Annotated in this window: 10 protein-coding genes; 3 read left to right on the forward strand and 7 right to left on the reverse strand. The window is 39.9% G+C overall.

The window, feature by feature from the left end; translation table 11 throughout:
• Positions 1–70: 70 nt before the first annotated feature.
• The 3 genes from MLE17_RS14665 to MLE17_RS14675 all read left to right on the forward strand — a co-directional run bounded on the left by MLE17_RS14665 (position 71) and on the right by MLE17_RS14675 (position 3,267).
• Entirely contained in the window at positions 71–1,345 is a 1,275-nt protein-coding gene (locus MLE17_RS14665) for an MFS transporter (RefSeq protein WP_243349466.1), read from the forward strand.
• Positions 1,346–1,451: 106 nt separating this feature from the next.
• On the forward strand, positions 1,452–2,435 hold the full coding sequence (locus MLE17_RS14670) for an aminoglycoside phosphotransferase family protein (RefSeq protein ID WP_243349467.1): 984 nt from the start codon (positions 1,452–1,454) through the stop codon (positions 2,433–2,435).
• A 103-nt stretch (positions 2,436–2,538) separates the two neighbouring features.
• On the forward strand, positions 2,539–3,267 hold the full coding sequence (locus MLE17_RS14675) for a nucleotidyltransferase family protein (protein ID WP_243349468.1): 729 nt from the start codon (positions 2,539–2,541) through the stop codon (positions 3,265–3,267).
• Between the two features lie 46 nt (positions 3,268–3,313).
• On the opposite strand, the gene MLE17_RS14680 is transcribed toward MLE17_RS14675, so the two are convergent.
• From MLE17_RS14680 to MLE17_RS14710, 7 genes are all read right to left on the reverse strand, one after another.
• The gene (locus MLE17_RS14680; protein ID WP_243349469.1) at positions 3,314–4,945 is read right to left on the reverse strand and encodes an OmpA family protein; all 1,632 of its coding nucleotides are present in this window, start codon (positions 4,943–4,945) and stop codon (positions 3,314–3,316) included.
• Positions 4,946–5,185: 240 nt separating this feature from the next.
• On the reverse strand, positions 5,186–6,262 hold the full coding sequence (locus MLE17_RS14685; protein WP_243349470.1) for a Wzz/FepE/Etk N-terminal domain-containing protein: 1,077 nt from the start codon (positions 6,260–6,262) through the stop codon (positions 5,186–5,188).
• 40 nt (positions 6,263–6,302) lie between these two features.
• Positions 6,303–8,762 (reverse strand): SLBB domain-containing protein, encoded by a 2,460-nt coding sequence (locus tag MLE17_RS14690; RefSeq protein WP_243349471.1) that lies wholly within the window; start codon positions 8,760–8,762, stop codon positions 6,303–6,305.
• 246 nt (positions 8,763–9,008) lie between these two features.
• Positions 9,009–9,482, reverse strand: a complete 474-nt coding sequence (locus MLE17_RS14695) for a DUF6141 family protein (protein ID WP_243349472.1) — start codon at positions 9,480–9,482, stop codon at positions 9,009–9,011.
• Between the two features lie 4 nt (positions 9,483–9,486).
• Positions 9,487–9,651, reverse strand: a complete 165-nt coding sequence (locus MLE17_RS14700; RefSeq protein ID WP_243349473.1) for a hypothetical protein — start codon at positions 9,649–9,651, stop codon at positions 9,487–9,489.
• A gap of 59 nt (positions 9,652–9,710) precedes the next feature.
• Entirely contained in the window at positions 9,711–10,448 is a 738-nt protein-coding gene (locus MLE17_RS14705) for a DUF6261 family protein (protein WP_243349474.1), read from the reverse strand.
• A 359-nt stretch (positions 10,449–10,807) separates the two neighbouring features.
• Positions 10,808–11,500: a hypothetical protein gene (locus tag MLE17_RS14710; RefSeq protein ID WP_243349475.1), complete on the reverse strand. Its 693-nt coding sequence runs from the start codon at positions 11,498–11,500 to the stop codon at positions 10,808–10,810.
• Positions 11,501–11,762 lie beyond the last annotated feature (262 nt).

The following is an 11,762-nucleotide window of genomic DNA, read 5'->3' on the forward strand; positions in this document are numbered from 1 at the left end:
ACAGATAAGAAAATCCGTGTAAATCTGTGTTGCCTGCATCTGTGTCATCTGTGTGCCATTAAAACAAGAAATGGAACAAAAATCTAAAAATCCGTGGAGTTGGATTCCTTCGCTCTACTTTGCCGAAGGGTTGCCTTATGTGGCGGTAATGGTCGTAGCCGGAATCATGTACAAACGTCTGGGACTCGCCAACGATACAATCGCAATGTACACCGGTTGGCTCAATCTACCCTGGGTGATCAAACCTTTGTGGAGTCCTTTTGTGGAAATATTCAAAACCAAGCGCTGGTGGATTGTTCTGATGCAGCTTGTGCTTGGCGTAGGATTGGCCGGAGTTGCCTTCTCTTTACATGCTACACATTGGGTGCAATTGACTTTTGCCTTCCTGTTTTTGGTGGCCTTTTCTTCGGCCACACATGACATCGCCTGTGATGGCTTTTATATGCTGGCGCTTCCGGCGCATAATCAGGCCGCTTTTATGGGCATTCGAAATACCTCTTACCGCATTGCGATGATCACCGGACAGGGATTGTTGGTGATGTTGGCCGGATACATTGAGCAAATGACACAAAATCTCAAAGTGGCGTGGATGATTGTGTATGGTATTTTTACCGCACTTTTTATACTGCTGCTGGCTTTGCATAAGTTTTCCTTGCCAAGACCGGACGGCGATCACTCTCTTGAGGCAAATTCGGTAAGCCATATCCTGAGAGAGTTCGGAGGAACATTCGTTAGTTTTTTCCAGAAAAAACAAGTATGGGGAACTCTGCTGTTTATTTTGTTTTACCGTTTCGGAGAAGCTCAGATCACGGTGATCAGTAAGCTGTTTATGCTGGACCAGAGATCGGCAGGCGGACTTGGTCTGAGTACGGAAGAGGTTGGCTTCCTGTATGGAGTCGTATCTGTTGTTTTTCTGCTTTTAGGCGGGATTCTCGGCGGTGTTTTTATATCCCGAAACGGACTGAAATATTGGTTGTGGCCAATGGGATTGATGATCAACGTTCCGCATCTGACCTATGTCTATCTATCGCAGTTTTATCCAACCAGTCTGTGGGCGGTTTCGACTTGTGTGGCTATTGAGCAATTCGGATACGGATTCGGATTTGTCGCGTTTATGGTTTATCTGATGTATTTTTCCGAAGGTAAATACAAAACGGCGCATTACGCCATTTGTACCGGAATTATGGCATTGGGTATGATGCTGCCGACTATGGTCGCCGGAAAAGTGCAGAAATGGTTGGGTTATCCTCATTTCTTCCTTTGGGTAATGTTTTGTACTGTGTTCACCTTTATTGGGGTGGCTGTGGTTAAAGTGGATAAGGATTTTGGAAAGAAAAAGATTTAAGAAATAGTACACAGATGACACTGATTTAAATCGATTGACACTGGTAATCTGTGAGAATCCGTGTTGCGAAGCATCTGAGTCATCTGTGTGCAAAAAATAAAACAGAATGGAGACGTTGAAAAAACTATTTGAAGATTACTTTGGCGAACCACTAAAAACAACTGAAGCAATACCCGGTTCTGGTTCGAATCGCTTCTATATTCGTCTGATTGGAGAGCACAATTCTTGCATTGGTACCCGTGGCGAATCGAGTGCAGAAAACGAAGCCTTTATTTATCTGGCTCAGCATTTCAATGGGAAAGGGCTGCCTATACCTCAATTGTATGCTGTGTCGGAAGACCAGATGCACTACATTCAGCAAGATTTAGGTGACCTTGCCTTGTTTGATTACGTCGCTAAAGGTCGTGATACAAATCATTATTCGGCAAATGAAAAAGATATTCTCTGCAAAACAATGGCTGCTCTTGCAGATGTTCAGGTGAAAGGAGCCGAAGGACTCGATTATTCAGTTTGTTTTCCCCGGGCGGAGTTTGACCGTCGTTGCATCTTCTGGGATTTGAATTATTTCAAATATTGTTTCCTGCGCCCTTACGGTGTCGCATTTAGTGAAAATGCCCTGGAAGATGAGTTCGAAATCATGGCGGATCTGCTTGAAGCTGAAGAAAACGATGTTTTCCTGTATCGTGATTTCCAATCGCGCAATGTGATTGTTAAAGACGGAAAACCGTGGTTTATCGATTTTCAAGGCGGTCGCCGTGGACAGGTCTATTACGATGTGGCGTCATTTATTTGGCAGGTTGAGGCTCACTATTCAGCTGAAATGACTGATTTGCTGATTGATTCTTATCTGACTTCTTTACGCAAATATCGTCCGGTGGATGATGCTGCTTTCCGTGAGCGATTGAGACACTTTGCCCTGTTTCGCCTGTTGCAGGTGTTGGGTGCCGGTGGCTTCCGTGGCTTGATTGAGAAGAAGCAATATTTCATCGACATGATTCCGAAAGCCATCCGCAATATTAATTCGCTGCTGGGTGAGGAGGGTTTCAAGGAATATCCTTACCTGACTAACCTATTGAAAGAACTAAACTAAACATAACGATCTCACTCCAATTCTCGCTAGGGAAGGTAGGAAGAAACTGCGATTGCGTCTTTCTCCCCTCCTTCGGAGGGGTTTGGGGAGGTCACTTTGAATTATGAAAGCCCTCATATTTGCCGCGGGACTCGGTACCCGCATGAAGCCTTTTACACACTCGATGCCAAAGGCCTTGATTCCGGTCAATGGTAAACCGCTGCTCCAAATCTCTATTGAAAAGCTCAAAGCAGCTGGATTTGATGAAATCATTGTCAATGTTCATCATTTTGCCAATCAGGTAATTCGTTTTTTAGATGAAAACGACCGTTTTGGTATTCGTGTCGAGATTTCGGACGAACAGGACTTGCTCCTTGAAACCGGTGGGGGCATCAAAAAAGCCTCCTGGTTTTTCGATGACGGAAAGCCTTTTCTGGTACATAATGTCGATATTCTTTCCGATGTGGATTTGGCAAGGATGTATCAGTACCATCTTGACTCAGAATCCGATGCAACGCTTTTGGTAAAAGAGGTCGATGCTGACCGCTCATTGTTGTTCGATGATGCCGGAATGATGAAAGGCTGGACCAACAGTGTCACCGGCGAGGTGAAATCACCTATTGCGGGCTTTAATCCGGCTGATTACCGGAAATATTCCTTTGGAGGAATTCATATTCTTTCGCCTTCAGTATTGAACGATATGGATAAATGGGAGGGAAAGTTCTCTATTATTGACTATTATCTTTCTATTGCCGAGAAAGCCAAATTACAGGCTTATTTGCAGAACGATTGTTATTTGCTCGATGTGGGAAAACCGGAAGCGATAGAAAAGGCAGAAGCCTTTCTTCGATAATAAAAAAGACCCGCTGTCAGAATCATTTGACAGCGGGTCTTTTTGGTTAATACATTATTTTTCCGAATAGCCTTTTGGCTTTAGCGATTGACTCGGGATTGGAGGAATCAATTCCGTATTTCTCTTTAGAAGGAATATCAATCACGGTTCCTACAGGAACAGTATTCGGATTTCGGATTTTCTTCTTATTATATTCGTAGATATAGACCCAGAAAATCTTATCGTCATAATATTTTAATGCCAGTAACGTCAGTCTGGAACCGGGTTGCATGACTTCTGTTGCAATGGTATCAGTCGAATTTGCTTGAGTAGGCTGTTCTGCTTCAATTTTCGGTTTGGCGGTTTCCTGGTTGTTGGTTGCAGCTTCAGTCTTTGGCTCTGTTGTCGACTCTGCCAGAGTGTCTGTCGATGGTGATTTAGATAAGAAGAACAAGGCAATCTTATTCGTAGCACGATTTTCGATCGGAGCCTGATTGCCACCAAAATGTTTGATCACAATTCTGTTTGCCGGAATATTATATTTCGTTTTCAATATGTTTGCTACATATTCGGCTCTTCGTTTACTTAAGTTGAGGTTGTAAGAGCGGGTTCCCGTGCTTGGATCTGCATACCCGTAGATCTCAATAACACAGTCTTTACTTTTGGCAAACTCATCAGCCGCTTTACGGATATTATCTTCTTCATTGGGTTGATACACGCTCTTGTCTATGTCAAAACTTACGAAGTCACAAAGTAAAATTTTACTACGCTCCGGTAAGTCATATTTTTTGATCAACTGCTTGAGCTCAGTGGCGCTCTGAGCCGCTTTCTCATAGTCTGATTTCAGTTCATCATAGGCTTTTACGAGTTTTTCATTTTCAGCATTGAGTTTGCTCTTGTCATCGGTTAGTTCGTTGATTTTTTTGTTGAGTTTATCCTTCTCTTCCTGTAAAAATGCAGTACGGAAACCTCGGTATGTTCCTGGAAATGTATAAGTTACACCGAGGGTCAACGATGCAAAGCCTTCATATTTGATATTTGACGAATTGAAACTGGAATTGAATTTGAAATACAACGGAATTATTGATTCTTTGACATCTGCAAAGAATGCGAGTGAACTGTTGAATTTATGCTCGAAAATCAATCCCGAATTAACGATGAGGTTTTTATACACTTCAGATGAATCTTTGATCTTCATGGCTGTAAATCCAGGTCCTAGATAAATCGAGAATGAATTTTTTCTTTCAGGATTGTATCCGGCTATGAGATTATTCAAATTAAAAAGTGCTTCTCCGTGTAAGTCAAATCCAAGAATATCCTGTTTGATTTTTGTGGTAGTCGTGTTTACCGATATTATTCCGGGAGGAATAATACTTCCAGAAATAGTGGTGTGAGGAATCCATGTATTGATATCCCATATTCCGGTTTCTAGTCGCAGACCCACTCCTGGTGTCAGCCATTTTCCTCCAAAGATATTTATTACCGGGGGGGCAAGTTTTATAGAAGAGTTACCCGAGCTACCGAATCCTTTTTCAAGGGAGTGGTTACTGATCCCAGCTCCAATCCCAGCCCCGATGAACCAGTTATCTGACGATTTACTTGTGGTAAGCTTTGGGAAATTGTTTGAATCACTTACTTGTGCTTGGGTAAATGGTAGACAAACAGTAAAAAGAAGAAAGAGAAAATGTTGTTTCTTCATAATCCAGACTTTAATATTGCAAATATAAAAGATTTCACATCTGTCAGCTAACAAATCTCTAAAAATTTGAAGAGTATGTTTGCTAAGTTATAATATGCTGCAAAGGGATAGTCGGTTTATAAGATACAACATTGCTGTTTTATTAAAAGTTTGAATAAAAGCTACCCTATAAATCGATTCATTCTAAAACAATATAGAAAGAAGGCGACTTATAGGGTAGCTTATTTGTAGCAGAATAGCTTATACTATTTGACTACGTAACTTTTCTATTATTAAGAGTCCTATTATATATATAAATGAGATGAAACACCCAACTGTAAACCCTATTGCAGTGCCTTTTATTTTACCAATTCGTATTTTTTCTAATGGGAAAATAGGGGCATCAATTATTTGTATGAGAGGGGTTTCTCTTCCTAAGCTGATTTTTAGCATTTCCAGGTTTTTCTTCATTTCAATATAAGCATTAGCGGAAACCTGTATATCTGTTTGTTTTTTTGCAAGACCTATGCCTGCAGAAGGCTTAACTGCATTAAGTAGATTGTCTGCCATAAATGCTCGTTGAGAAACGGCTCTGTCAAGTTCAGCTTTGATAGAATCAGTTTGGTGCTTTAACGTTTCGTAGTTTTGACGGGTAATTTTTGTTTTTGTATCAACGTAAAATTGTGTTGTTACTTGAGTTAAGTTCTCTACGAAATATTTTGATAAAGCTTCATTCTCAGAAACAAAAGAAATATCTCCGATGCTTAGCTTTTTACTTCTTCTACTAACAGTTAGCAATGGCTTTTTTAAGATCTGTCCGTAGATTAATTTGATAATGCTATCCTGAGGTCTGCTAAACGTTTCCTGTTTTTGATCAATTGGAAAGTTTAATTCTCTTATCTCTTTGAATTTGCTTTTTTTCCATTTTTCATCCAACTCATACGTCTTAATATATAGATTGAGAAGATTGGTTTTTTGGTTGTCAATCGTAATTGGAGATAAAAGTGTTTTTTCAATGAGGTAATGAGAGGTAAATAGTTCAAAAAGATTATCTCCTCCAAAGGCTCCACTTGAAGAACCTCCTAATGAGAATCCAAACTGACTGGCCAGATTTGATATTCCACTTGCTTTTTCATCATCTTCAACTGCAAAAGAGAGAGAAGCTGTGTATTTGGGCTTAGTGGTTAAAGAGATTGTAAGTCCAATTGCTGCAGACAGCGCTATTATTATTGAAATTGTGATTGATTTCTTTCGAATCAACCTTTTTACGTCTTTAAAGTGTTTGATTAAATCCTTAATGGATATTTCGCCGTCTTCGTTTATAATATTTTCTTCCATATATTCCAGTATCTCTTTTGTATTAATCTTTTAGAGGCGTTTAAAACGATTTTATTACGCTTAATAATATAGCTAATACAGAAACCAAACTTGTTGAAATAGCAACTGTCTCTGCAGTAGTCATTGATTTTCTAACTGGTTTCTCTGGTACAATAATGCGTGATCCCGGTTTTACTTTCGGGTAAAATTTAAGTCCTAAAAAGCAGGTCGTAACCTCTACTGAACCATTGGCATGTATAATGTAAGATTTACTCGTTTTAGCATTTGTACTATACCCACCTGCATTGTTGACATAAAAGCCAAAAGATTTTCCTTTTTGATAACGAACGGTATTTGGACGCAGCACTTCTCCGTTTATTGTGACTGTTTCAAGGGATTTAGGAATAGATAATACATCACCGGCTTCAAGTTTAAGATCGTAGTCCGAACCCGGTTTTTTCAATATCTTTTCAAGGTTAATCGCAACGGTTTGAGTTTCATTGAGAATTTCTTTCTTAACTCTTAGGCTGTCAATTTCATTTCCTTTTTTTATCACTTTTGAAGATATACTACCGGAGATGTCTTCCAGTAATTTCTTCTGGGATTCATTACTCTCTAACTTGCGAATTAAGAAAGCGCCTTCTGGGTAAGCGTAGTTTGTTAAACCTCCGGCTAATTTAATCAGATCTGAAATTCGCTGGTTCTTTGAGGTTATTACATAACTACCTGCAGATCTGACTTCACCCTCGATCTTAACATCTTTCATATTCTCAAATCCAAAAATTGGACGAATCATGACGCGGTCTTCTCTTTTTAATTTGAAAGAAGCAGTCTGCTCAAGTGACAGGTTTTTGTCCATCCGGATTTTAAATGATTCCGCTTTGTTGATATTTTTATTCAGAATATTTTCATCCGTAATTTGGCGATATATTTCAATTTCACCTACGTTAGCCGTATTCTTAAATCCATTTGACATCAGGATAATATCCTTTAGGCTCATACCTTCAGCAAAAGGAAATCTTCCAGGGTTCATCACTTCCCCTGAAATATAAACAAACTCTTTTTCTTTCAGATCAAGAACAGAAGAGATGAATATACTATCTTCTCTTTGTAGAAGAATTGTACTTTTTCCTTCTAATATATCTTTAGGACAGAAAGTGGTCATTTCGGGTAGTCCGGTTGCATTCTTTCTGAAGATGGTGGCACTATTTACGAATGCATCTTCTTTCAGTCCGTCAGCCTTTTCAAGCAGAGTTCTAAGATTCATGTCTTTGGTAAGAGCATAGGCTCCCGGACGATAAACAGCTCCGGCTATTTGAACACGGTTGGTGTAACGATTCAAAATCTCACCTACCTTGTATTCATCTCCGGGTTCGGTTTTAAATATCTTGAATTCATCATAAGCGATATCAATAACAGACTTTTCTTTCAATGTGTTTCTGTTAGCTGTAATGCGTTCGCGGTAAGCTTTTTCTGTAAATCCACCGGCAAATTCGATAAGTTCTTTGAGCGTTTCTCCGGGTTTCATTTCAAAAATAGCCGGATTTTTAACCTCACCGGTGATTGTTACACGATTGCGATAAGGGAGTACTTTGATAGCGTCCTGATCATGAAGGCGAAGATTACTTTGTTTGCCGTAAACCAGGAAATCATATAAGTCAATGGTTGCAATCACTTTACTGTTACGAATCACCTGGATGTCACGGAATGACCCACTTTCCTTGGGACCGCCCGACTGATAAAGAGCATTGAATACAGTAGCTAATGATGGTATTGTATATGAGCCGGGATAAACAATTTCACCAATAACATTTACCGTGATACTGCGGATATCTCCTAATGCGATACTAACAAATGTATTTCCTGCAGAAATTCCTCCATAAACTCTGGCAAGTCGTGATTTAATTATTTTCTTAGCCTCTTCAATAGTTAATCCTCCAACAGAGATTACACCGACATTGGGGATTCTGATATTTCCTTCCGGGCTGACATTTACTTTATGACTGACTTCCGATACCCCATAGACATCAATGAGTAATTCGTCATCAGGACCTAATATGTAGTTTTGAGGAGTCGCTAATCTCAGGTTGGGCTCAAATGATAGATTAACGTCTTTGAAGATAGAGGCTCCGAAGATTTTGGGTTTAGCAGCTTTGATGGAATCCTGTTTTGCTAAATAAGCTTCGTAATATTTTGCTTTTTCAGGATCGAACCGGAATTCTTCCGGCATTTGGTTTTCGTCAGATGTAGAAATTCGTTTTTTTGCTCCGCCTAATTTGTCATTGTATTTGACGATTCTTTTTTTGAGTTTGGCGATCTCTTCTTTGGATGCACCTTTAGCAGTGGCATATTGGTCCAGTTGATTCATAGAGACACCTTCCGATTGCATTTTAGAGACAATATCCTGAACCTGTTGCTCACTCAAATCGTCGGTGTTCAAATTCTTTAAAAGATCTAAGGATTGCGCTTGTATGACATTAAAACAAATCAGAGCAAAGAGTAAACATACGATTTTCTTCATAGGAACTATTATAAACTTTTGAGATATTAGAACGGTAAAACTACTGATCTAATTGTGTTTTGATGAAAATAATCTATTGTGGTAATTTTTCCACGTCAAAATTAATACAATTATTCCAAAAAGGAACGGGAAGTTGAGTCTCTTAGTTCTATGAATTGATGAGATTAGTTTCCAATGGTTTTTTAATCTGAAAGATAACAGACAGTTGCCTGAGATTTATCGTTGAATGAAATGTCAATTTTTTATTCAAACTTTCCCCATCATCTTCAGATATTGCTCCAGTCTTTCCGGCTGTTGCGTGCCGATAAGGATTTTCTTTCCCGTTTTGAGATAGAGTTGCAGACCTTTGTTGCCGGAGAGGTTGATGGCCTTGCCGCTTTTGCGTCCGTATTTGAGTCCCCAGCCGCTGTATTCACCCATTGGGTTGTAGGTGCGGACTTCGCAACGCTCAATCAGCATCCACGGGATTTTGCGGAAAGTCAGATGAAACGGAAAGAGTTTGTACGAGATGTTGAATTCGTCAATGATGGTCGTCAGCTTCATGGTTTTGAAGAAGAGGGTCATCAGCGCGGAGAGGGATGAGAATATTGCGATGGTTTCCGGACGTAATGCCTTAGTTGTAGCCAACTCTATAAGGACAATAAAAACGAATAGGAAAGCGACGAGCAGTCCGATCCAAAGCCAGACGTACTTGATTTCCTGAGTTTCTTTGTAGCGCATAGGATTATAATTGTCTTTTTTGTTTTCTGGCTTTTATAACCGATTTTTTTATTCCCAGTTTTTGGCCCCAAGTGGCTAAATCTGAATTAGGGTCGATCATTTGTTCGTCCATTTCTTTTTTTGTTAACCCTCTAAAATTCTTTATTGTGATATGAATGCTTCTTGACATGGTTTGAATGCTTTTATTCAGAGGGTGACCCGAAGTCACCCTCTGAATGGATTATAAATTTACTGCCCCTCACTCTTTTTCGCCTCCTCCGCTTTCTGGTTGGCAGCACGGGTAGCGGCGGCCTTGGCGGAAGAGAGGGATTGGGTGATGAGATTGTTGATGGTGGCGATAAGAGGTGTGAATTCCGGCATCGAAGGTTCGAGCAGGGAGATCAGAGAGAAGAGATTCTTCAATGCCTTGATCAGATCTGGTCGGGTAATCGTCAGAGTTGGCAAGTCGGTTGGCGCGTTGGCAGCGCTTTCGGCAACTCCCTTTTCATACGCCACCTGAGCAGCCTCCATCTCCCCGAACCATTCCGAAAGATTCAGAAGCGTCATTTCGGCAGCATAATTGTTGCGGAGATCATTCATCAGATTAGCCAAAGCCGCTGTTTCGGCTTTGTCGCCCAACGCGTGTGCACTCCAGTCATAGCGTCGGATCACGGATAGAATCTTCAGGGCAGCTTCCCGTTTTTCAACGTTGGCTCGGTGGCTCCAGGCCTCCGTACAGAATCGGAATGCCAGAAAACCTTCGTCCCGGATTTCATCCAGATTCCGAAGAATCGGGGTGGCACTGTTTTTACTTTCCCGCTTAAAAGCAAGGTCGAATTTCTCAAAAGCCTGTCCTGCTACATTGATCAAAGGCTTCACCGGCGAAGCATCTGTCAGATTTAATCCGTTGCAGGCAGTCATAACCCGTTGCGTCAACGTGTATAATTCGTCGTTGGGCAACAATGAATAATTAAATGTCTCAATCATAGTTTTTTTCTTTATCAGTTAAACAAAAATGAGAATTTCAATCATTATCATCCTCTTGGGACGGGTTTAGGCTAAATCGAAACAGTAAAATTTATCTCTGGCAAATCCGGATGTCGGAATTTTTCGTTTTTTTCGTGCCTGGCTGATTCAGTTGTCTCCCCAAACGTTTTTTTTCGTGTCCGGGAAATTCCAAAGTCGGAAAAAAGAGTTTTTTTTGCCTCTGGCGCGCGCCAGCCTCAAAAAAAACTGTTTTTTGAGACCCGGAATCCAGCCAGAGTGGAAATTGACGGTTTATTTTGACTTCGGAATTTCCCAGGGGCAAAATTTACGGGAAAATTCCTCAAATCTATCCCAGTTTGTCAGATCTTTAACCTCAATCTCACATAATCAAACTGCAAATTCTCAGTTTTATCGACTTTTGCTCGTTTGATGACAAGACAAGAATCATTTTCCCATTTTACTTCATCCGGCCCCCAATCTAAGATTTCTTTTTCAAATACTTTATCAAAACCTCCATTTTTTTCTTTGTAGAGTTGGATTCCATTTTCTTCAAAACAAGCAATTAAGTCGGATGAAGCACAGACAAAGTATTTTTTACTTGGAGAAAATAAAGGCGGTTCCCATAATTCCATTTTCGTCCCATTCTTTAGATTTATAAATAACTCATAAGAGTACTCTGAATATTGTGCATTTACATGGACATATGGAATATGACTAAGAGTTTTTATATATTCATGATAGAAAGGTGAATGTTGCTCTGTCGAATCATTTTTCAAAAATATGATTTGATTGTTTTGTAAATGAATTTTGATACCCTCTTTAGTCTGTTTTATTCGGTTTGTATCGAGCGGAATTGTGTCTTGATCCGATGGGTATTTGTAATGAACCGAATTATAATAGTTTTCGCTGATGGAATCCAGTGCGTAAACCTTGCCGTTAATCATTAATGTATCGAATGGTGGACGAACATCAGCCTTTGGTAAATCTGCTTTTTTATGGTTACATGCAGTTGTTAGTATAATCAATAGGGTGGGGATGAATAATATTTTCATTGGCGGATTCTGATTTTTGTTATTCCAACAGTCGATATTATGTCTATACAAGTGATTCCGATATTCCTTAACTGCAAATGTAAAAGAATCTTTCTAATTCCCTGATTGCATTTGATGAAAAATCCTACGAAGTGGTAAAATTTGAATAAAGGTGGGTGTGCTATACCAGACAGGTTTTCAAAACCTGTCTGATGTTAGAATAACCCGATTTCCCCTGTTAATAATCCGCAACATCCCAAGGCATTGATTTTTTACCTGCCCG

The organism is Parabacteroides sp. FAFU027 (assembly GCF_022808675.1).
GTDB lineage: Bacteria > Bacteroidota > Bacteroidia > Bacteroidales > UBA7332 > CAXXIC01.

Bases quoted from the DNA above. Each gene is read 5' to 3' on its own strand.
- MLE17_RS14665 (WP_243349466.1), top strand. From the start codon at position 71: ATGGAACAAAAATCTAAAAATCCGTGGAGTTGGATTCCTTCGCTCTAC.
- MLE17_RS14670 (WP_243349467.1), top strand. From the start codon at position 1,452: ATGGAGACGTTGAAAAAACTATTTGAAGATTACTTTGGCGAACCACTA.
- MLE17_RS14675 (WP_243349468.1), top strand. From the start codon at position 2,539: ATGAAAGCCCTCATATTTGCCGCGGGACTCGGTACCCGCATGAAGCCT.
- MLE17_RS14680 (WP_243349469.1), bottom strand. From the start codon at position 4,945: ATGAAGAAACAACATTTTCTCTTTCTTCTTTTTACTGTTTGTCTACCA.
- MLE17_RS14685 (WP_243349470.1), bottom strand. From the start codon at position 6,262: ATGGAAGAAAATATTATAAACGAAGACGGCGAAATATCCATTAAGGAT.
- MLE17_RS14690 (WP_243349471.1), bottom strand. From the start codon at position 8,762: ATGAAGAAAATCGTATGTTTACTCTTTGCTCTGATTTGTTTTAATGTC.
- MLE17_RS14695 (WP_243349472.1), bottom strand. From the start codon at position 9,482: ATGCGCTACAAAGAAACTCAGGAAATCAAGTACGTCTGGCTTTGGATC.
- MLE17_RS14700 (WP_243349473.1), bottom strand. From the start codon at position 9,651: ATGTCAAGAAGCATTCATATCACAATAAAGAATTTTAGAGGGTTAACA.
- MLE17_RS14705 (WP_243349474.1), bottom strand. From the start codon at position 10,448: ATGATTGAGACATTTAATTATTCATTGTTGCCCAACGACGAATTATAC.
- MLE17_RS14710 (WP_243349475.1), bottom strand. From the start codon at position 11,500: ATGAAAATATTATTCATCCCCACCCTATTGATTATACTAACAACTGCA.